Here is a 21,122-nt window from a genome sequence, read left to right as displayed (position 1 = left end):
GTCGACCTTCCGTCGCCTACCGCCCGCCATCCGCCACCCGCCACCCGCCACCCGCAGGCGGCCGTCCGACATCCGCCGTCGACCGTTCGTCGTCCGACGTTCGTCGTCCGCGTTCGTCGTCGGCCGGTCGTCGTCCGCCGGTCATCGCGGCCGGTCATCGTCGGCCGGTCGTCGTCCGCCGGTCATCGTCGGCCGGTCATCGTCGGCCGGTCGTCGTCCGCCGGTCATCGCGGCCGGTCGTCGCCCGCCGTCCGCCCCATCGCTCCGCGACGGGCTTCCCGGCCCCTCCTCCGATGCCCCGCGAAGGGGGCCCGGGCACCCCTCGCGGGGCGATCCCGGGCCCCCTTCGCCGAGGCCTCGCGGTGGGCGGCCTGGCGCACGGAGTCCGCCAGGTGGGGCGGCCTAGCGCGCCGCGTCCGCGTGGGCCTCCACCCGCTCCTCGCCCGCCGCCTCACTCGTCGCCTCGCCCGCCTGCGTGGCCCCCTTCTTCCCGAACCCCCACCGCCCCGGCAGGACCGCGAGGACGATCATCGTCCCGGCGGCCATGATGATCCCGCCGATGAGGCTGGTCTGGGCGACACCGTGGGCGAAGGCCTGGTGGACGGCGTCCACGACCACCTGGGCCTGCTGGGGCCCGGCGGACGGGTCCTGGGCGACGCGCTCGGCGACGGCCAGGCCACCTCCGACCGAGTCCTGGGCCGCCTCCATCGCGGCGGCCGGGAGCCGGTCGCCGACCAGGTCGGTCAGCTCGTCGCGGTAGGCGGTGCCCAGCAGCGAGCCCAGCACCGCGATACCCAGCGCACCGCCCAGCTCCAGCGCGGTGTCATTGGCACCGCCGCCGACGCCCAGCTCGGACTCGGGGAAGGAGTCCATGATCGTGTCGGTGGCCGGGGAGACGCTCAGCCCGATCGCGAAGCCCAGCATCATCATCGGCGCCAGGAAGTCGGCGTACGTCGAGCCCTTGTCGACCTGGGTGAGCAGGAACACGCCCGCCGTGCCGATGGCCATGCCGGTCACGACCATCGCCTTCACGCCCAGCTTCGGGGTCAGCTTCCCGGTCACCACGGCCCCGAGGAACACCGCACCGGCCAGCGGCAGCAGCCGTACACCCGTGTCCAGGGCGTCGTAACCGAGGACGAACTGCAGGAACTGGGTGGAGTAGTAGATCGCGCCGAACGTGCCGAAGAAGAAGAACAGCACCGCGAGCATCGAGCCGCTGAAGGGCCGCAGCGCGAACTTGCGGACGTCCAGCATCGGGTGCGGGTGCCGCAACTCCCAGACGACGAAGGCCAGCAAGCCCACCCCGGCGACCACGGCCGCGGTGACGGGGCCGGCGCCCCAGCCGAAGTGCGGGCCCTCGATGGCCGCGTACACCAGGGAGCCGACGGAGACCATCGACAGCAGACCACCGACGTAGTCGATCCGGCCCATGCCCTCCGCCTTCGACGGCGGCACCAGGGCGAGCGCGCCGACGACGGCGACGAGGGCGATCGGCACGTTGATCAGGAAGGTCGAGCCCCAGGCGTGGTCCTCAAGGAGCCAGCCGGCCACCAGCGGGCCGACGGCGATGGCCAGCCCCGAGGTCGCGGTCCAGGCGGTGATCGCCTTGACCCGCTCACCGCGCGGGAAGGTCGCGACCAGCAGCGACAGCGTGGCCGGCATCACGACCGCGGCGCCGACACCCATGATCGCGCGGGCCGCGATGACCAGCGAGGTCTCGTCGACCAGGCTGCCCATCACCGAACCGCCCGCGAAGATCACCAGGCCGGTGATCAGCGCGCCGCGCCGGCTGTACTTGTCGCCTATCGAGCCCAGCACCAGCATCAGCGCCGCGTACGGGACGGTGTAGCCGTCGACGACCCACTGCAGATCGCTGCTGCTCAGGCCCAGGTCGGTGGTCATGTCGGGGGCGGCCACGATCAGCGAGGTGTTCGCCATCACCACGATCAGCAGGCTCAGGCACAGCACGAGCAGCGCCCACCAGCGCCGTGCGTACGGCCCGGTCATCTTCTCCACGGGGGTGGTCGCGAGGAAGGGCATCGAAAGCTCCTAAAGGGGACGGGGAGGACGAGCGGCAACACTTAATTGCCCATCGATGTGCAGACTAGTTTATTGCCCACTGGTGTGCAACTATCGCGCTATCCCCTCCCCTCGCCCGATCCCCGAGGTGCCGATGTGACCCGCCGACCAGCACGAACACCGCCCCCGCTGCCGCACGCCTCGACGCCGTACGCCACGCCGCCGCCCCCGACCCCGTATCCCCCGCCGCATCCACCGCTGCGCCGGGACTCGCGCGCCACCCGCGCCCGGATCCTGGAGGCGGCCCGGCGGGAGCTGACCCGCGACCCCGACAGCCGTCTTGAGGACATAGCCGGAGCCGCGGGTGTGGCCCGGCGCACGGTCTACGTCCACTTCGCCGGCCGGGCCGCGCTCGTGGAGGGCCTGGCGGCGGAGGCCGCCGAGGCGATCCGGCTCGCGGTCACGGCCGCCCCCGCCGCGACCTGCCACCCCGCGACCTCCGACGCCGCGACCGACCTGGCGCGGCTCGTCCTCACCCTGTGGCCGGTCGGCGACCGCTTCCGCACCCTCATCCGGCTGGCCCGCCAGGACCTCGGCCCCGACCGCGTCAACCAACTGCTGGCCCCGGCCCGCGACCTGGTCACCGCGGTCCTCGCCCACGGCCAGCGACAGGGCACCTTCCAGACAACGGTCCCGCCCGACCCGCTCAGCCGGGCCATCGAGGCCCATCTGCTGACCCTGCTCGACTGCGTCAACCGCGGCATCTGGTCCGACGACGGCACCAGCGCCGCCACCGCCGCCCTGATCGCCGCCGGAGTCGCCCCCGACACCGCCGCCACGACGGTCGACGGCCTACGAACCCGGGTCGCCACCCACGGCCCCTCCGAAACCCCTGACTCCCTCCAACTCCCCTGACTCCGCCCCCTCTACAGGAGGACTCATGAGCAGATCCCGGCCGGAGTACGACTACAACCCCGGCTACGACTACTCGTACGAGCCCGGCGACGGCTCGGCATACGAGCCGCAGGGCCCGCCGCCTCCCCACATCCGCCGGACGGCCTGGGGCGCCGACTCCGCACCCCGCACCCGCCGTTGGCGCCGACGCCCCCTCGCCGTCGCCGCCGCCTCGCTGGCCGCCCTGGCTCTCGTCCCCGTCGCGGTCGACCGGGCCGTGGCCGCGCGCATCGAATCCCGTACGGCCCAGGCGTTCCAGGAGGGCATGGACACACCCGCCCGGCCCGATGTCGAGGTCCACGGCTTCCCCGTACTGGCGCAGGCGGCCTCCGGCACCCTGGACCAGGTGGACATCACGGCGCACGACATCCCCGCCGAGGGCTCCGACCGCCCGCTGCCGGTGGCCGAACTCGCCCTGGAACTGGACGGACTGACGAAGTCCGACGACGACAGCGAGGCCCGTGCGCGGTCCGCGGAGGCGACCGCCTTCCTGTCGTACGCCGACCTGTCGGACACCCTCGGCCTGGAGGTCTCCCAGGGCTACGGCACGAACCGGATCCGCGCCCGCGTCCTGACGTCCCTCGGCTTCGAGGTCACCGCGACGACGACCGTCTCGGTGGCCTCCGGCAACCGCATCGCCTTCAAGAACTTCGAGATCGCGGGCCGCGTCGCCCTGCCGGAGAGCGGCGCGAAGCTGCTCGACAAGGTCTTCGCCGAGCCGATCGCCCTCCGCGACATCCCCGAGGGCCTCCACCTCCGCTCGGTCACCCCCACCCCGAAGGGCCTCACCGCCCACTTCTCCGGCAAGTCGGTCACCTTCCATCCCGACGACACCCGCGACACCAGCAAGCCCCGCGACACCGCGCCGAACGGATCGACCTGAATCGACCTGAGCGGCCCCGCACACCGAAGAGCCCTCGACCGTCCACGAACGGCCGAGGGCTCCTGACTGTCGGGCGCCGGCACTGGCACCGGCGCTACGACAGGTCGTCGGCCTGGGCGTCGGCGTCGGCGGCCTGAGGGGACGTTCCCATGGCCATGGCGACCTCCTCGACCACCTCGCCCGCCCGCTTCTCGGGCACGCCGGCGGCGATGAGGGTGGCGATGGCGATCCGGTGCCCGTGGTCCTCCAACGCGCCGGTGTTGACGGCCTCCAGGAGGGCGACATGCATCGCCTCCAGGCCGGCGCTCTGCACGGCGGGCGGCAGATGGGAGTGGAAGACACCGTCCCGCTGCCCCCGCGACAGGATGGCCGCGACCGCCTCACGGGCCGGCGCCAGCACCTCGGCGACGCGCTCGGAGCCGAGGTCCCGCCGGGCCAGCGCCAGGAGCATGCGGTAACGGTCCCCCACGGGCCAGATGGTGAAGACGAATTGCGCCAGCGCCCGCTCGGCCGGCTCCGTCGGCGCGGGCCCGGCCTCCACCGCGCTCCGCAGCGTGTCGGCGGCCTCCTCGGCGAGGGCCTCCAACAGCGCGGCCCGCCCCGGGAAGTGACCGAAGAGAGTCCGCCGGACGACCCCGGCGGCCCGCGCCAGCTCCTCCAGCGTGATGTCGGGGTTGCGTCCCAACTCCTCACGGGCCGTGGCCAGGATGCGCGCCCGGTTGGACCGCGAATTACGGCGCATCGGCTCGCGGGCCACGGACTTGGTCACGGCTTCAACCTCGGAGGATCAGTGCGGGAACAGAGACAGGGCCAGGGGCGGCGAACGAACAGTGACCCCATTTTGTCACGCCGGCCCGAGCGCCGAGAGGACGACCGGAATGCGGCGGCAGCATCGCCGGAGGAACACGGAAACGGCCCGGGAGCGCCTCGGCTGCCGAAGCGCCCCGGACCGTCCGGACTGCTGCCCAGCCCGGCGAAGCCGCCGGTCAGAAGGTGCCCTTGTCGATCAGTGCCCATCCTGGCTGTTTCCCAGCTCAGAAGACGTTTGGCGCCTCAGTCCACCCCGGCCCCGAGTCTCATCGGATGCGCTTCGCAGGCTTGGTGGCGGCGTTGAGCAGGTACTCCAGGGGGCCGCGGCGGAAGAAGCGGGACCAGATCGCGGCGAACAGGATGGCTCCGAGGACGTACATGATCAGGGGCAGCCAGGACTGCTGGGTGCCGGTTCCGGCGGGCGTGGCAAATGCGGTCTGTGCGAGGAAGTGGCCGACGTAGGCGGTCAGGGACATGGTGCCCACGGCGATGACCGGCTTGGCCAGGCGGCGCAGTCGCGGCAGGCGGTCCATCGCCACCGTCGCGCCCACGATCACGAGGATCGCGATTCCGACGCTGCCGATGATGTCGAACGTGGTGCCACTGTGCGGCCCGGCCTTCAGAAGAAACGACGCGGGCATGTCGGGGAACGACCCCGCATCAGTGGGCATCGAACCGCTGCCGCTGGGCATCGAACCGCTGCCGCTGGGCATCGAACCGGAGCCGCCGGACGACGGCCCGTCTTCCGCGAGGCTCCGCAACGCGCCCTTGCCGGCGAGCAGCAGGGACATGCCGTAGGCGGCAGCGGTGAGGGTGGCGCCGAGCGCGGCCAGGCGCTTCTGGATGGTGCCGCAGGAGAGGTCGAGGCGGCCCAGCGCCATGCCCGCGATGACGAACGACATCCAGGTGAGCGCCGGGTAGAAGCCGGTGAGCAGCAGATCGAGGACGCCGACCTCGCCGAGGTGGCGGAGCGGGTCGTAGGTGTTGATGCTCTGCTGGACCGACGGGGTCAGCAGCGAGGTGAGGGCGAACGCCAGCTGCGGTGTGACGAGGGCGAACGCGGCCGCGATGATCGCGAGGGTCCTGGCGCTCAGTCGCACCAGGGGCAGGGCGAGGAGGAAGTAGACGCCGTAGAAGCCGAGGATGATCACGCCCCCGTACTCCATCGCCATCACGGTGCCCAGCGCCAGCAGGATCACGGCGCGGATCGCGATGCGGGCCCTCGCCTGCCGGCCCGCCAGGCCGGTCTTGGGCTCGCGGCGGCCGGCGAGCAGCATCAGGGAGAACCCGGCGAGGGTGGCGAACAGGACCGACGAGTGGCCGTCCGATATGTAGCGGATCCAGCTGGCGACGCCGGTCGTGGCGGACAGCGGGGGGCCGATGTGCACGACGTACATGCCGAACACCGCCAGCGCGCGGGCCAGGTCCACCCCGACGAGGCGTCCCATCGAGGGACCGGGCGAGGCCGGGGACTCGGGGGAGGTCTGGGGCGGCGGAGGCGAGTTCTCCTGCGGAGCTGATGTCTCCTGCGGCGGCTGTGTCTGTGTCATACGGAGAACCTCGCGTGGAAGTCCAAGGGCGGACCATCCGGCAGTCTTCGGGCTCTCCCCCGCCGATCGGCGGGTACCGCCCTGCCGACAGGCGGAGTCTCGTCCTGACCGGTCGGTCCGGCGCGACCGGACGGGCGGTGTTGTTCGGCCACTCGGCGGGGGTGGACCCGACGGTTGCCGGATGGGCGCGTGGCGGCCGGGCTTGAAGGCTGGAGGCAAGGCAGACCGCGCCGGCACAAGGAGCGCGAGGAATGCCCCGGCACTTCGGCCCGCGTACCGGGTTGTGACGCCGCGACACCGCAGAAGAAGGGAACTTCGTGAACACCGCATCCGCTCCGACGACGGATGAGCCGTCCCCGACAGATGAGCCGTCCCAGACAGATGAGCCGTCCCTGTCCGCCCGGGAGACGATCAAGGCACTGGGCGCGTATGTGCGGCCGCACCGGTGGGCGGTCGCCCTCGGTCTGTTGTGCGCCCTGGTCGGGGCCGCCGGGGGGCTGCTGCAGCCGCTGGCCACGAAGGCGCTGGTGGACCGGCTGGCCTCGGGTGAGACCATCGCCGGGATCCTGATCGCGCTCACCGTTCTGGTGGTGCTGGGCACGGCGGTCGAGGCGTTCGGCGCGTATGTGCTGGAGCGGACGGCGGAGTCGGTGGTCCTGGCCGCGCGGCGCACCCTGGTGGGGCGGCTGTTGCGGTTGCGGGTCTCGGAGTGGGAGCGGATCCCGCCGGGTGATCTGATGTCCCGGGTCACTTCGGACACCACGCTGCTGCGGGCGGTCAGCACCCAGGCGGTCGTCTCCGCGGCCACCGGCGCGGTGGCCTTCGTCGCGGCGGTCGTGGTGATGGCGTTCCTGGACGTCGTGCTGCTGGGTGTGACGCTCGGTGTCATCGTGTTGGTCGGTGGGGCCGCCGCGCTGGTGATGCCACAGATCGCGCGGGCCACCGAGCGGTCGCAGGAGGCGGTCGGGGAGATCTCCGTCGGATTGGAGCGGTCTCTCGGGGCGTTTCGCACGGTGAAGGCGTCCGGTGCCGAGGAGCGGGAGACCGCCCGGGTGGAGGCGGCGGCACGGCGGGCCTGGCGGCACGGTGTGAAGAGCGCGAAGTGGGAGGCCGTGGCGGGCTCGGCCGACGAACTCGCCGTACAGCTGGCCTTTCTCGCGGTGCTCGCGGTCGGCGGGGCGCGGGTGGCGTCCGGGGAGATCCCCGTGTCCACCCTCATCGCCTTCCTGCTGTACCTCTTCTATCTGATCGAGCCGGTGTCCAGGCTGGTCGACGCCGTGACCTCCTATCAGGAGGGGGCGGCCGCGGTCTCCCGCATCGCGGCCGTGGAACGCCTCTCGACGGAATCGCCCGCTCGGCAGGCGGACGCCCTGCCCCGGCAGGGGACAGCCGCGCCGGGTCCGGCGTCGGTCCGCTTCGAGGACGTGTCCTTCCGCTACCGCCCGGGCCAGCCGTACGTCCATCAGCGGGTGCGTTTCGAGGTACCGGGTGCCGGGATGACGGCCTTCGTGGGCCCCTCGGGTGCGGGCAAGTCGACGATCTTCGCGCTCATCGAGCGGTTCCACGAGGCCACCGGTGGCCGGGTCCTGGTCGACGGCAAGGACGTACGGCACTGGTCGCTGCCTCACCTGCGGTCCGCCATCGGATACGTCGAGCAGGACGCCCCGGTGCTGGCCGGCACGCTACGGGAGAACCTGGTCTTCGCGGAGCCCGGCGCGACGGACGACGCCCTCCGCGACGTCCTGGCCCGCACGAAGCTCGACACCCTTGTCGAGCGTCTGCCCCACGGCCTGGACACCCCGGTCGGCCACCGCGGCTCGAAGCTGTCGGGCGGCGAGCGGCAGCGCATCGCCATCGCCCGCGCCCTGCTCCGCAAGCCCCGGTTGTTGCTCCTGGACGAGGCGACCTCGCAACTCGACGCCGTCAACGAGCTCGCGCTGCGGGACGTCATCACGGACGTGGCCCGGGAGACCACCGTGCTGGTGGTGGCCCACCGCCTGTCGACGGTGACAGGCGCCGACCGGATCGTCGTCATGGACGCCGGCCGGGTCCGGGCCGTGGGCACCCATGAGGAACTGGTGGACCAGGACCGGCTGTACGCGCGGCTGGCAGCCACCCAGCTCCTGGCCCCCGCGCGATGACCCACCACACGCAGGGTTGTCCGGTCGTCCACTGTCGGCCGCCTATGCGCACCGAGTCCGCCATCCGTTGCAGACGTGGGCTATGGGACTGGCTGGCCCAGCCGACTGCGCTGTTCGGCGGCGTGTACGGGCTCCTGGTGTCGAGTTCGGCCGTTGCCGCGCTCACGCAGTTCGGCGAGGTGACTCGGGCGGCATCGAGTACGTCGCCTTCGGAATCAACACCGTCCTGCTCCTCGGCTGGGGCCTGCTCGCCTCCCGGGCCGCAGCCGAGCCGACAGATCAGCATCTCAGTCCGCGCTCAGGGGAACCCTCAGCCGCACCCGGTAGCCGCCCTGAGCAGTAGGGCCCGCCTCCAGGGAGCCGTGCAGGATCTCGGCCCGTTCCCGCAGGCCGACCAAGCCCTGCTGCGAACCGGGCAAGGAGAGGGAGGGGCGCGTGGGAGGGGTGTTGGTGACGGTCACTCCGATACCGTCCCCGTCCTGCCACAGCTCGACGCGAGCGTTGGCGCCGGGGGCGTGCTTGCGGACGTTGGTCAGCGCCTCCTGAACCGTGCGGTAAAGGGCGCGTTGGGCGGGTGTGCCCACGGTGGGCGGCAGCTCACCCGTCAGCTCCGTGTGAGTGCCGCTGGATTCCACCAGTTTGCGCAGGTCGGCCAAGGTGGGCTGCGGCGTCAGCTCGGTGGATCTGCCGCCGGAGGCGCGCAGCAGCGTGACCATGGTGCGCAGCTCGTCGAGGGTCGTGACGCTCAGCGAACGGATCGTGCGGGCGGCCTCCTTGGCGTCCGCGTCCCGCGCGGCGACCTGCAACGCCCCGGCCCGTACGGCGATGAGGCTGACCTGGTGGGAGACCACGTCGTGCATCTCGCGGGCCAGCTGGGCGCGTTCGCGGGCGAGCACGGCCTGGGCGTGCAGGGTCCGCTCGTGCTCCCTGGCCTCCTCGACCTCGACCAGCCGCCGCGCCAGGTCCCGTCGTGCCTGGAGAAGCTGGCCGAAGAGGACCGGGGCGACGCTCGTTGCCAGGCCGTACACGAAGAAGACCAGCGTCATGGTCCGGTCCGCCTCGGCCAGGGGCCACGGAGTACTGCTCGCGACGGCGGCCAGGACGACGCACACCGCGAGGAGACGGCGGTTGCGGGAGCGTTCGGCCAGCGTGAACAGCGCCGCGAGCACAGCGACGGCGACATCCTGCATCAGCGCGATGGGCAGGGTGAGCAGGAAGACGCCGAGCGGGAACCTGCGCCGGAACGCCAACGCGGCGCAGCCGACCGCGGCCAGCGTGACCTCGGGACGCGTGTGCTCCCACATGTTCACCACCAGCACGTCCACGGCCGCCACCGTCACCAGGACGATGTCGACGACCGGCGCGGGAACCCGCTGCCACACGGCACGTGCACGGCTCATCGGCCGGCCTTCGACGGTGGGCGCTCGTCGAGCAGCCCGGCCCGCTGCGCCAGCAGCGCGGCCTGCACCCGGCTCGTCACCCGCAGCTTGGTGAGGATCGCGCTGACGTGGTCCTTCACCGTGCCCGCCCCCAGGTGGATACGCGCCCCGATGTCGGCGTTCGACAGCCCCTCCGCCACCAGGACGAGGACGTCGCGCTCCCGCGCGGTGAGCAGCCGGACCCGCGCGGCCTCCTCGTCGACGGCCGCCTCGGTGCCGGGGTGACTGTGCAGCAGCGTCCGCGACGCCTTGGGCGACAGCACCACGCCGCCCGCGACCAGGGTCCGCACCAGGTGGGCAAGCTGCTCCGGCTCCGTGTCCTTGAGCAGGAAACCGGCCGCACCGGAGTTCAGCGCGGTGAGGATGTACTCGTCGGCGTCGAACGTGGTCAGCATCGCCACCACCGGGGGGTCCGGCATCGTGCGCAGCTCGCGCAGGACGGTGAGCCCGTCGACGTCCGGCATCCGGATGTCCAGCAGCACCACGTCCGGCCGCTCCCGCCGGACGGCCTCCACCGCGTGGCCGCCGCTCGCGGTCGCGACGACCTCGATGTCCTCGGACGCGCCCAGAATGAGTTCGAAGCCCGAGCGGACCAGTGCCTCGTCGTCGACCACCACTACCCGGATCACGCGCTCCGCCTCACCTTCGTTCATGCCGTCCGGCCCATGCCGCCTCGACCCTAAAGCCACGTAGAGCTCTTACGGCTCGGCGAGCGGCAGCTCCAGCCACACGGCGGGGTAGCACCCACCACTCGGCAGGGACACGGCAGCCTTCTGCCGGATAGTCCATGATCGGCCCGGGTCTCCAGCCTGAGGGCCATGACCCATCACCCGGACTCCCCGCCGCTTACGGCCGACGCGCCGTCCCCCGAACGCGAGCGCAGCGAGCCCTCGACCGGTGCGCCCGGCGTGGGCCGGCTGATAGGGCTGGACCTGGCCCGCGGCCTGGCCGTCTTCGGCATGTACGCGGTCCACGTAGGCCCCGCCCCCAGCCAGGGCGGGGTCATCGGCTTCCTGATGGAGCTGGCGCAAGGCCGCTCCTCCGCCCTGTTCGCCGTCCTGGCCGGCTTCGCGGTCGCCCTCATCACCGGCCGCCGCACACCGAAGACGGGCCTGGCCGGCCGCCAGGCCCGCGCCAAGGTGATCATCAGGGCCGTGATCCTGCTGGCCCTTGGCACCGCCCTGACCCTGACGGGCACCCCGGTCGTGCCGATCCTCGCCTTCTACGGACTGTTCTTCCTGCTCGTGCTGCCGCTGTACCGGCTGGGCGCCAAGCCACTGGCGTTGATCGCCGCAGGATGGGCCCTGGTGGGTCCGCAGCTGCTGTACGCGCTGAAGCCGGTGGTCGGCGGCCGCGTGTTCCTCTCCTACGGCCAGGCCGACGGCCCCGTCTCGCTGTTCTTCACCGGCGGTTATCCGGCCCTGACCTGGGTCCCGTTCGTGATCGCCGGAATGGCTCTCGCCCGCTGCGACCTGGCTGCCACGTCCGTCCGGATACGCCTGGCCCTCACCGGCGTCGCCCTCGCCGTCACTGGCTACGGCGGCTCCTGGCTTGCGGTGCGTCTCGTACCCGGTGCCGCCGAAGCCGTCCGGAAAGCCGAAGAGGGGCCGGGCATGTCGTCCGCGTCGTCCGTATCACCTGACAGCATCGGCATCTTCGGCGACACCCCCGCCGGAATGCTGGCCTCGGCCCCGCACAGCGAGGCGACCCTGTCCATCATGGCCGCCACGGGGGTGGCGACCCTGGTGATCACCGCGTGCCTGGCCGCCATGGACGCCTTCCCCCGGCTGCGCCGCCTGGCCAAACCCGTCATCGCGGTCGGCTCGATGTCACTGACGGCGTACGTCTACCACATCGTCGCCATCTGGCTCCTGGACACCGAGACATCGGCCGTCCCGCCGCTGTACGTCCTGCTAGGCCTCATCGCGTCCGTCACCGTCCTCGCCACCCTCTGGTCCCGCTTCGTAAAGCGAGGGCCGCTCGAATGGCTGATGGGCAGGGCGACCGGACTGGCCCGACACATCCGATAAGACACATCGGGGTGGGTCACTTCCCACGGATGCCGTTCCGACGCGAGTTCGGACGTCACCCCGCCACCCGCCTGCGTGATCAACATCGATGCGAAGTGACGCCGCTCGGCCTTCAGGCGGAGCGGAAGAACCGCCGGCTCGTGGTGAGCCTGCCGACCCGCGGCATCGCGGCGACCAGCTTGACCACCGCAGGCGTGCCTGTACGACCGAGACCGGGCCCCCGCCGATCGGAGGGGACCGGCCGGCCGACCGGCGGGGGACCTCCTGAAGCCCGGCGGATGGTCGACCGCCCCCGCCTCGGCAAGGTTGTCCCGGTGACCGAGATCGAAAGCGCCAAGAAGGCGCCTGCCCAGCCCTTACCCGCACCCGAGTCCGGCACGGCGACGAAACGCCCTTCGTCGACCGCGCGGTTGGTCGGAGTGGACCTCGCCCGTGCCGTGGCCGTGTTCGGAATGTTCGCCGTGCACGTCGGCCCCTTCAATCCCTTCCCCACCTCCGGCGACGGCGCGGGCACCTGGTTCGTCTGGCTGGCGAGCGGCCGGGCCTCGGCTCTGTTCGCCACCCTCGCCGGATTCTCGCTGGTGCTGATCGCCGGCCGCCTGGAGCCGAAGACCGGACTGGCCGGCCGACAGGCGAAGGCCAGGATCGTGATCCGGGCCGTGATCCTGCTCGTGGTGGGCACCGCGCTGGCGATGACCGACTTCGGCGGCGGCGTCATCATCAACTTCTACGCGGTGTACTTCCTGCTGGCCCTGCCCCTGCTGCGGCTGCGGGCCAGGACCCTCGCGACCATCGCGGTCGCGCTCGCGCTCATCGCGCCGCAGGTGGCGTACTGCCTGCGGGCGCTGCTCAGCGAATCGATCGTGAACACCATCGACGCCTACGACCCGATCGCGCGCCTCTCCGGCGTGGGTGTGCTCGACTTCCTGCTCACCGGCTTCTACCCGGCGATCACCTGGATGACGTTCGTGGTCACCGGCATGGCGCTGGGCCGGCTTGATCTGTCAGGAAGTCGCCCAGTACCCCGGTGGCCCGCCACCACACCGCCCGCTCGCAGAGTCCACCCGCGGCGGCTTGCGCCGACAGTCGGCTGATACGTCCATGCAAGTCAGAGCGCCAACCGACGCCGGTCACAACGCCCTTGAACTCACGAGCAGCGGATTCAATCCGGGCCCAAAGCCCTGAATCCGCACGCCCGCTGAGACGTTTCCGCAGGTCACAGACCTGCCTGGTGGGGCGGGTGGGACTCGAACCCACGGCCGACGGATTATGAGTCCGCTGCTCTAACCGGCTGAGCTACCGCCCCGTACGGCGTGTCGCGTACATGTGTGCGCGCCGTCTGCCGCAGCATAGCCGCTCATACGATCTCCTGCTTCGGATGGTCGGCCTTCGCATGCGCTTCTTGACCTTGAGGACTTCGGGGCGGTGCACGCGGTTCCCCCGGACATGAAAAAGGACCCCGACGGGGTCCTTCTTCGTCTGCTCTCCCGACTGGACTCGAACCAGTAACCTGCCGGTTAACAGCCGGCTGCTCTGCCAATTGAGCTACGGAAGATCGAAGCTCCCCCGACTGGACTCGAACCAGTAACCTGCCGGTTAACAGCCGGCTGCTCTGCCAATTGAGCTACGGAGGATTGCCTCGTTGCATCGAACGTACCTCCCTGGGTATTCGCCAGGGGGCGTGCGCTCGCTGCGACACATACATTAGCGCAAGCAGGGGGGTGCTCCGCCAATCGGTATCCCCCGCGCCCGTCGCCCACGCAGGGCAACGCAAGGAACCGACGCAGACGTAAGGGAAGGGTGGCTGCCATGCGCTATCGGCTCACGTTCTTTGCCGGACTGGCCCTGGGCTACGTGCTCGGCACGAAGGCCGGACGGGAACGCTACGAGCAGTTGAAGAAGTCCGCGCGACAGGTCGCGCAGAACCCCGCCGTGCGCAACACCGCCGAGTCGGCCGCCCAGCAGGGGCGCGTCTACGCGGGCAAGGCGTACCACGTGGTCAGCGAGAAGGTCGGGGACCGCGTGCCCGACCTGGTCGCCGAGCGGGTCCGCTCGCTGCGCGAACGCAACGCGAACGGCTCCGCCGGAGACGACTGGGGTACCAGTAATACATAGGGACCGCATCAGCCCGGCCGGAGCGACGCGCGGCGCCCCCACTGCTTCCCGTGCGGCAGAATTTCTGTCATGGGGATAGTCGCCGGGCTGGACAGTTCGCCCGATTTTACGCGCATTGTCGTCTGTGACTCGGACACAGGGGCCGTGCTCAGGCAGGGGTATGCCCCGCACCCGTTGGAGCCGGCGGAGGGCGGGGGACGCCCGTCCGATGTCGATCCGCAGGCGTGGCTGCTGTCACTGGGGGAGGCGGCCACCGGCGGGCTGCTGGAGGGCGTGCAGGCGATCGGGGTGTCGTCCCAGCAGAACGGGCTGATCGCGCTGGACGCCCAGGGCAACAGCGTGCGCCCGGCCATGGTCGGCGGTGACAAGCGGACCCAGGTCGCGGCGGCCGACCTCGTCGACGCGCTCGGGGGGCGCGGCGCCTGGGCGGAGGCCGTCGGATGCGTACCGGGGGCGGCGCAGCCGGTGACCAAGCTGCGCTGGATGAGCCGTACGGAACCGGATGCCGCGATGCGGACGGCCGTACTGCTGCAGGCGCACGACTGGCTGGTCTGGCAGTTGCTGGGGCGGCCGGTCAGAAGGACCACGGACCGGGGCGGAGCGTCGGGGACCGGGTACTGGAACGCGGCGACCGGGCAGTACCGCACGGATCTCGTCGAGATGGCGCTCGGGCATCAGGTCATGCTTCCCGAGGTGCTCGGGCCCTCGGACGCCGCCGGTACGACGCCGGAGGGGCTCCTCATCTCCGCCGGCACCGGTGAGACCATGGCCGCCGCGTTCGGGCTCGGCATCGGGCTCGGGGACGCGGTGGTGTCGCTGGGGGCCTCCGGGTCCGTCATGGCCGTCCACACCACGGCGCTCGTCGACTCCTCCGGGATGATCACCTCGCTGGCCGATGCCACGGGGATGCATCTGCCGGTCGTCACCACGCTGAACGCCGTACGGACGTTGCGCGGGGCCGCCGAACTGCTCGGGGTGGCCGATCTGGAGGGGCTGTCCGATCTGGCGATGAAGTCGACGCCGGGGTCGCACGGGCTGGTGATGCTGCCCTATCTGGAGGGCGAGCGGACACCGAATCTGCCGCACACGGCGGGGACGCTGGCCGGGCTGCGACGGGAGTCGATGAAGCCGGAGCACTTCGCGCGGGCCGCGTTCGAGGGCATGCTGTGCGGGCTCGCGGACGCGCTGGACGTGCTGCGCGGGCGAGGGGTCGACGTGCGGCGGATCTTCCTGCTGGGCGCGGCGGCGGAGCTGCCGGCCGTGCAGGCGGCGGCGCCGGCGCTGTTCGGAGTGCAGGTGGTGGTGCCGCAGCCGGCGGACTACGCGGCGGTGGGCGCGGCGCGGCAGGCCGCGTGGGCGCTCGGGGTCTCGCAGGGGACGCTCGATCCGCGTACGCCGCCGATGTGGCCTGGGGCGGCGGCGCAGGTGCTGGATCCCGGGGACGAGTTGGCTGTGGGGCAGGCGGTTCGGCAGCAGTACGTCGCGGTGCGGGAGCAGACGCATCCGGGGGCGTTTCGCGCCTGATGGGGTGCCTGGTCGGGTGAGTGCGCGGCTGCGGGCGCGTTGTGGCTGATCGCGCAGTTCCCCGCGCCCCTAAAGACTTCGGACGCGCCCCCAGCTGCAAAGACTGGGCATGAGAGCTTCACCATCGGGTTAATTCGGTTGAGGTAACGCAGGTGGAGTGTTCGACGATGGGGGGTGGTGCGTCCCGAACCCCGTCCTCGACTCCGAGAGATCTCGCGTGCTCATACGATTGCTGAGAAGTCATCTCCGTCCTTACCGGACACCGATCATCCTGCTGGTGCTGCTGCAGTTCGTGCAGACGTGCGCCACGCTCTACCTGCCCACGCTGAACGCGGACATCATCGACCAGGGCGTGGTGGAGGGGGACACGGGTTACATCCTGTCCTTCGGCGCGCTGATGGTCGGGATCTCGCTGGTGCAGGTCGTGTGCAACATCGGGGCCGTGTACTACGGCGCCCGCACCGCGTCGGCGGTCGGCCGGGACATCCGGGCTGCCGTGTTCGACCGGGTGCAGTCGTTCTCGGCGCGTGAGGTCGGTCACTTCGGGGCCCCGTCGCTGATCACGCGGACCACGAACGATGTGCAGCAGGTGCAGATGCTGGTGCTCATGACGTTCACGCTGGTGGTGTCGGCGCCGATCATGTGTGTCGGCGGCATCGTGCTGGCGCTCGGGCTGGATGTGCCGTTGTCGGGGGTGCTGCTCGCCGTCGTACCGGTGCTCGGTGTCTCCGTCAGCCTGATCGTGCGCCGGTTGCGCCCCCTGTTCCGCACGATGCAGGAGCGGCTGGACACGGTGAACCGGGTGCTGCGGGAGCAGATCACCGGCAACCGGGTCATCCGGGCCTTCGTGCGGGACGACTACGAGAAGGACCGGTTCCGGAAGGCGAACGTCGAGCTGACGGACGTATCCCTGGGAACCGGGCGGATGCTCGCGCTGATGTTCCCGATCGTGATGACGGTCATCAATCTGTCGTCGATCGCGGTGGTCTGGTTCGGCGCCCATCGGATCGACAGCGGCGGGATGCAGATCGGTGCGCTCACCGCGTTCCTCGCCTATCTGATGCAGATCGTGATGGCTGTGATGATGGCCACCTTCATGTTCATGATGATGCCGCGCGCGGAGGTGTGCGCCGAGCGCATCCAGGAGGTGCTGGACACCGACACGAGCGTGGTGCCGCCGGTCGAGCCCGTACGGGAACTGCGGCGGCACGGGTTCCTGGAGGTCCGGGGTGCGGGCTTCCGCTATCCGGGTGCCGAGGAGCCGGTGCTCAGGTCGATCGAGGTCGTGGCGCGGCCCGGTGAGACGACCGCCGTCATCGGGTCCACGGGCAGCGGGAAGTCGACGCTGCTCGGGCTGGTGCCCCGGCTGTTCGACGTCACCGAGGGCGAGGTGCTGGTGGACGGCGTCGACGTACGGACGCTCGATCCGAAGCTGCTGGCGAAGACCGTGGGTCTGGTGCCGCAGAAGCCGTATCTGTTCTCGGGGACCGTGGCGACGAACCTGCGGTACGGCAATCCGGACGCCACCGACGAGGAGCTGTGGCACGCGCTGGAGGTGGCGCAGGCCAAGGAGTTCGTCGAGCGGCTGGAGAACGGGCTGGACTCGCCCATCGCGCAGGGCGGGACGAATGTGTCCGGCGGACAGCGGCAGCGGCTCGCGATCGCGCGGACGCTGGTGCAGCGGCCGGAGATCTATCTGTTCGACGACTCGTTCTCCGCGCTCGACTACGCGACGGATGCCGCGCTGCGGGCGGCGCTGGGGCGGGAGACCGCCGACGCGACCGTGGTGATCGTCGCCCAGCGGGTGGCGACCATCCGGGACGCCGACCGGATCGTCGTCCTCGACGAGGGCCGGGTCGTCGGCACCGGACGCCACCACGAGCTGATGGCGGAGAACGAGACCTATCGGGAGATCGTCCTCTCCCAGCTCACGGAAGCGGAGGCAGCCTGATGGCCGGGCCGTTGGCACGGATGGCGGGGGCCGGGGCCCCCGATCAGCACTCCATGTACTTCAAGGGGTCCGGGAAGCGGCTGCTCGCACAGTTCAGGCCCGAGCGGTTCACGATGTACGCGATGGTCGTGTGCGCCGTGCTCAGTGTCGGGTTGTCGGTGCTCGGGCCGTGGATCCTCGGCAAGGCGACCGACCTCGTCTTCGCGGGTGTGATCGGGCGGGAGATGCCGGCGGGCGCCACCAAGGCCGAGGTCCTGGAGTCCATGCGCGAGCGCGGGGACGGCGGGGTCGCCGACATGCTGGCGGGCACCGACTTCACGCCGGGCAAGGGCATCGATTTCGACGCCGTCGGCACGGTTCTTCTGGTTGCCCTCGGCATCTTCCTGGTCGCCGGGCTGCTGATGGCGGCGGCCACCCGGCTCTCCAACCGGGCGATCAACCGGACCGTCTTCCACATGCGCGAGGAGCTTCAGGCGAAGCTGTCGCGGCTGCCGCTGTCGTACTTCGACAAGCGGCAGCGCGGTGAGGTGCTGAGCCGGGCGACCAACGACATCGACAACATCGGCCAGACGCTCCAGCAGTCGATGGGGCAGCTCGTGAACTCGCTGCTCACCATCATCGGTGTGCTGGTGATGATGTTCTGGGTGTCGCCGCTGCTGGCGCTGGTCGCGCTGGTGACCGTACCGGTGTCGTTCCTGGTGGCCACGCGGGTCGGCAAGCGGTCGCAGCCGCACTTCGTCGCGCAGTGGCGGGTCACCGGGAAGCTCAACGCGCACATCGAGGAGATGTACACCGGGCACACGCTCGTGAAGGTGTTCGGGCGGCAGGAGGAGTCGGCGCAGCAGTTCGCCGAGGAGAACGAGCGGTTGTACGAGGCCGGGTTCAAGGCCCAGTTCAACAGCGGGATCATGCAGCCGCTGATGTTCTTCGTGTCGAACATCAACTATGTGCTGGTCGCGGTGGTGGGCGGGCTGCGGGTCGCTTCGGGGGCCCTGTCCATCGGTGATGTGCAGGCCTTCATCCAGTACTCGCGGCAGTTCTCGATGCCGCTGACGCAGGTCGCGTCCATGGCGAACCTGGTGCAGTCCGGGGTCGCGTCCGCCGAGCGGATCTTCGAACTCCTCGACGCGGAGGAGCAGGAGGCCGACGCGGTGCCCGGGGTGCGGCCCGAGGAACTGCGGGGGCGGGTGGCGCTGGAGGGGGTGTCCTTCCGGTACGAGGCCGACAAGCCGCTGATCGAGGATCTGTCGCTGGTCGTCGAGCCGGGGCACACGGTCGCGATCGTGGGGCCGACCGGGGCCGGGAAGACGACCCTGGTGAACCTGCTCATGCGGTTCTACGAGGTCACCGGGGGGCGGATCACCTTGGACGGGGTCGATGTCGCCGCCATGTCCCGGGACGAACTGCGGGACGGGATAGGGATGGTGCTCCAGGACACCTGGCTGTTCGGGGGGACCATCGCGGAGAACATCGCGTACGGGGCGTCGGCGTCGCGGAAGGTGACACGCGGGGAGATCGAGGAGGCGGCTCGGGCCGCGCACGCGGATCGGTTCATCCGGACGTTGCCCGACGGGTACGACACCGTGATCGACGACGAGGGGACCGGGGTGAGTGCGGGTGAGAAGCAGCTCGTCACGATCGCTCGGGCGTTCTTGTCGGATCCGGTGATTCTGGTGCTGGACGAGGCGACGTCGTCGGTGGACACCCGTACCGAGGTGTTGATCCAGAAGGCGATGGCGAAGCTCGCGCACGGGCGGACGTCGTTCGTGATCGCGCATCGGTTGTCGACGATTCGGGACGCGGACACGATTCTGGTGATGGAGAACGGGGCCATCGTGGAGCAGGGGGCGCACGAGGAGTTGTTGGCCTCGGGTGGGGCTTATGCGCGGCTGTATCGGGCGCAGTTCGCGGAGGCGGTGGCTGAGGTGGACTGAGGGGTCGCCCCCGCCGCCCCTACCCGTCTTATCCGCAAGGGGCTGCGCCCCTTTGACCCCCTTTCGCGCTCCGCGCGGGGTGGGTGGGTGGGTGAGTGAGTGGGTGCGGGTCGGTGGGGGCTGGTCGCGCAGTTCCCCGCGCCCTGAAAAAACGGGGCTGCGCCCCTGCTTCAGGGGCTCCGGGAACCGCGCGAGAAGCCCCCGCCCGGGCCCGCGGCCGACGGCGCGCCCCCTCAGTCCAGGTAACCCCTCAGCTGGTCCGCGAAGGCGTGGTCGCGGAGTTTGTTCAAGGTCTTGGACTCGATCTGCCTTATGCGTTCTCGGGTCACCCCGAAGATGCGGCCGATCTCCTCCAGGGTGCGGGGGCGGCCGTCGGCGAGGCCGTAGCGGAGTTGGACCACCTTGCGTTCGCGTTCGCCGAGGGTCGAGAGCACCGCTTCCAGGTGTTCGCGCAGGAGCAGGAACGCCGCCGACTCCACGGGGCTCGCCGCGTCGCCGTCCTCGATGAGGTCGCCGAGGGCCACGTCGTCCTCCTCGCCGACGGGGGCGTGGAGCGAGACGGGTTCCTGGGCGAGGCGGAGGACCTCGCTGACGCGTTCGGGGGCGAGGTCGAGGTGGGCGGCCACCTCGTCCGGGGTGGGTTCGTAGCCGCGTTCCTGGAGCATGCGGCGCTGGACGCGGACGACTCGGTTGATGAGTTCGACCACGTGGACCGGGACGCGGATCGTGCGGGCCTGGTCGGCGAGGGCGCGGGACATGGCCTGGCGGATCCACCAGGTCGCGTAGGTGGAGAACTTGTAGCCGCGGGCGTAGTCGAACTTCTCGACGGCCCGGATGAGGCCCAGGTTTCCTTCCTGGACCAGGTCGAGCATGGTCAGGCCGCGGCCGACGTACCGCTTCGCCACGGACACGACGAGCCGTAGGTTCGCCTCGATCAGGCGGCGCTTGGCCATGCGGCCCATGACGACGAGCTTGTCGAGGTCGAGGGCGAGCTGGGTGTCGAGGTCGGGGGCGCTGCCGAGCCGCTCCTCGGCGAAGAGGCCGGCCTCGACACGGCGGGCCAGTTCCACTTCCTCGGCGGCCGTGAGCAGTTGGATGCGGCCGATCTCGCGCAGGTACTGGCGGAACAGGTCCGAGGACGGGCCGCTGGTGTCCGGGCGGGTGCGCGGCAGTTCGACGGGGGGTTCCGGGGACTCGGCCGTCTCGACGGCCTCCACCGCCTCCGTTGCCTCCAGTACCTCCACCACCTCCAGCACGGCGGGCGGCGGCTCTTCGAGCCCGGGCGGGCCGTCCGGTGCCGTCTCGGGGTGGTGCGCGGCGCGGCTCTGGGCCGGCACCGCCGGGATGACATCGGTCTCCGCGTCCGGTTCCGAGACGTCGGTACCGATGGCCGTACCGGCCGTACGGGTGTCGTTCTGTACGAGGGTCTGGGTCTGCACGGGGGCGACCTCCAGGAATGTCGCTGCCAGGGCGTGCGGCAGCGGTACGTCTGGGATGGCGCGGGCGGCCCCGCCGCCGTCCATCCCGTACTCATCGAGTGGAACCGCGGGGATCTCGGACCCATGGGGGACGGGTCGGCCGCGCTCCGAGGACTCAGGCACCGGAACCCAGTGTGGAGTACGACACACAGCCGCCACGAGGGGCGTGCGATGACTTTTTGCGTCCGGTCCGTGACCCCACGGTTACTGTGCCGGACGAGTGCGCTGCTGGGAGGCCCCTAAACCGCTTGAACGCCGTACGGAACGGGGTGGCTCCGGCGTGGGATTGGCAAG

The 21,122-nt window shown here is 70.8% G+C and carries 14 protein-coding genes, 3 tRNA genes and 1 pseudogene; 9 read left to right on the top strand and 9 right to left on the bottom strand.

Features of this window, described 5'->3' with window-relative positions; translation table 11 throughout:
* Window positions 1–402: 402 nt before the first annotated feature.
* Complete coding sequence (locus ABT147_RS08515) at window positions 403–2,040, bottom strand: MFS transporter (RefSeq protein WP_351403470.1); 1,638 nt, start codon at window positions 2,038–2,040, stop codon at window positions 403–405.
* A gap of 135 nt (window positions 2,041–2,175) precedes the next feature.
* Between ABT147_RS08515 and ABT147_RS08510 the strand changes: the two genes are divergently transcribed.
* Together ABT147_RS08510 and ABT147_RS08505 are read left to right on the top strand one after the other, a co-directional pair.
* A complete protein-coding gene (locus ABT147_RS08510) occupies window positions 2,176–2,934 on the top strand; it encodes a TetR/AcrR family transcriptional regulator (protein WP_351403468.1) in 759 nt (252 codons plus the stop codon).
* A 25-nt stretch (window positions 2,935–2,959) separates the two neighbouring features.
* Window positions 2,960–3,856, top strand: coding sequence for an LmeA family phospholipid-binding protein (locus ABT147_RS08505; RefSeq protein ID WP_351403467.1), 897 nt, complete (start codon window positions 2,960–2,962; stop codon window positions 3,854–3,856).
* A 94-nt stretch (window positions 3,857–3,950) separates the two neighbouring features.
* Here the strand turns inward: ABT147_RS08505 and ABT147_RS08500 are convergent, their stop codons facing one another.
* Window positions 3,951–4,625 (bottom strand): TetR/AcrR family transcriptional regulator, encoded by a 675-nt coding sequence (locus ABT147_RS08500; protein WP_351403466.1) that lies wholly within the window; start codon window positions 4,623–4,625, stop codon window positions 3,951–3,953.
* A gap of 307 nt (window positions 4,626–4,932) precedes the next feature.
* The gene (locus tag ABT147_RS08495; RefSeq protein WP_351403465.1) at window positions 4,933–6,216 is read right to left on the bottom strand and encodes a DUF418 domain-containing protein; all 1,284 of its coding nucleotides are present in this window, start codon (window positions 6,214–6,216) and stop codon (window positions 4,933–4,935) included.
* A gap of 317 nt (window positions 6,217–6,533) precedes the next feature.
* Here ABT147_RS08495 and ABT147_RS08490 point away from each other — a divergent pair, with 317 nt between their 5' ends.
* Window positions 6,534–8,357 (top strand): ABC transporter ATP-binding protein, encoded by a 1,824-nt coding sequence (locus tag ABT147_RS08490; RefSeq protein ID WP_502983051.1) that lies wholly within the window; start codon window positions 6,534–6,536, stop codon window positions 8,355–8,357.
* Between the two features lie 287 nt (window positions 8,358–8,644).
* On the opposite strand, the gene ABT147_RS08485 is transcribed toward ABT147_RS08490, so the two are convergent.
* A complete protein-coding gene (locus ABT147_RS08485) occupies window positions 8,645–9,757 on the bottom strand; it encodes a sensor histidine kinase (protein ID WP_351403464.1) in 1,113 nt (370 codons plus the stop codon).
* Window positions 9,754–10,449: a response regulator gene (locus ABT147_RS08480; protein ID WP_351403463.1), complete on the bottom strand. Its 696-nt coding sequence runs from the start codon at window positions 10,447–10,449 to the stop codon at window positions 9,754–9,756. The genes ABT147_RS08485 and ABT147_RS08480 overlap by 4 nt, the downstream gene beginning before the upstream one ends.
* Window positions 10,450–10,614: 165 nt before the next feature.
* Here ABT147_RS08480 and ABT147_RS08475 point away from each other — a divergent pair, with 165 nt between their 5' ends.
* The gene (locus tag ABT147_RS08475) at window positions 10,615–11,826 is read left to right on the top strand and encodes a DUF418 domain-containing protein (RefSeq protein WP_351403462.1); all 1,212 of its coding nucleotides are present in this window, start codon (window positions 10,615–10,617) and stop codon (window positions 11,824–11,826) included.
* 314 nt (window positions 11,827–12,140) lie between these two features.
* Window positions 12,141–12,878 (top strand): annotated as a pseudogene (locus tag ABT147_RS08470) (heparan-alpha-glucosaminide N-acetyltransferase domain-containing protein); the annotation flags it as partial.
* 177 nt (window positions 12,879–13,055) lie between these two features.
* Here ABT147_RS08470 and ABT147_RS08465 read toward each other — a convergent pair.
* The 3 genes from ABT147_RS08465 to ABT147_RS08455 form a co-directional block, all read right to left on the bottom strand.
* A tRNA-Ile gene (locus tag ABT147_RS08465) sits at window positions 13,056–13,132 on the bottom strand.
* 176 nt (window positions 13,133–13,308) lie between these two features.
* Window positions 13,309–13,381, bottom strand: a tRNA-Asn gene (locus ABT147_RS08460).
* 6 nt (window positions 13,382–13,387) lie between these two features.
* Window positions 13,388–13,460: transfer RNA gene (locus ABT147_RS08455), tRNA-Asn, on the bottom strand.
* A 175-nt stretch (window positions 13,461–13,635) separates the two neighbouring features.
* Here ABT147_RS08455 and ABT147_RS08450 point away from each other — a divergent pair.
* The 4 genes from ABT147_RS08450 (at window position 13,636) to ABT147_RS08435 (ending at window position 19,350) form a co-directional block, all read left to right on the top strand.
* Complete coding sequence (locus tag ABT147_RS08450; protein WP_033530202.1) at window positions 13,636–13,941, top strand: hypothetical protein; 306 nt, start codon at window positions 13,636–13,638, stop codon at window positions 13,939–13,941.
* A 69-nt stretch (window positions 13,942–14,010) separates the two neighbouring features.
* Window positions 14,011–15,465 carry an FGGY family carbohydrate kinase gene (locus ABT147_RS08445; RefSeq protein ID WP_351403460.1) on the top strand — a complete coding sequence of 485 codons (1,455 nt, stop codon included), beginning with the start codon at window positions 14,011–14,013 and terminating at the stop codon, window positions 15,463–15,465.
* A 217-nt stretch (window positions 15,466–15,682) separates the two neighbouring features.
* Window positions 15,683–17,416 carry an ABC transporter ATP-binding protein gene (locus tag ABT147_RS08440; protein WP_351403459.1) on the top strand — a complete coding sequence of 578 codons (1,734 nt, stop codon included), beginning with the start codon at window positions 15,683–15,685 and terminating at the stop codon, window positions 17,414–17,416.
* On the top strand, window positions 17,416–19,350 hold the full coding sequence (locus tag ABT147_RS08435) for an ABC transporter ATP-binding protein (RefSeq protein WP_351403458.1): 1,935 nt from the start codon (window positions 17,416–17,418) through the stop codon (window positions 19,348–19,350). The genes ABT147_RS08440 and ABT147_RS08435 overlap by 1 nt, the downstream gene beginning before the upstream one ends.
* A 233-nt stretch (window positions 19,351–19,583) precedes the next feature.
* Here ABT147_RS08435 and ABT147_RS08430 read toward each other — a convergent pair whose 3' ends face one another.
* Window positions 19,584–20,951, bottom strand: a complete 1,368-nt coding sequence (locus ABT147_RS08430; RefSeq protein ID WP_351403457.1) for an RNA polymerase sigma factor — start codon at window positions 20,949–20,951, stop codon at window positions 19,584–19,586.
* Between the last annotated feature and the right edge of the window lie 171 nt (window positions 20,952–21,122).

Source organism: Streptomyces sp. NPDC001868 (assembly GCF_040297125.1).
Classification (GTDB): Bacteria; Actinomycetota; Actinomycetes; order Streptomycetales; family Streptomycetaceae; genus Streptomyces.
The sequence above is the reverse complement of the archived record's forward strand: the minus strand, read 5'-3'. Positions and strand labels throughout refer to the sequence as shown.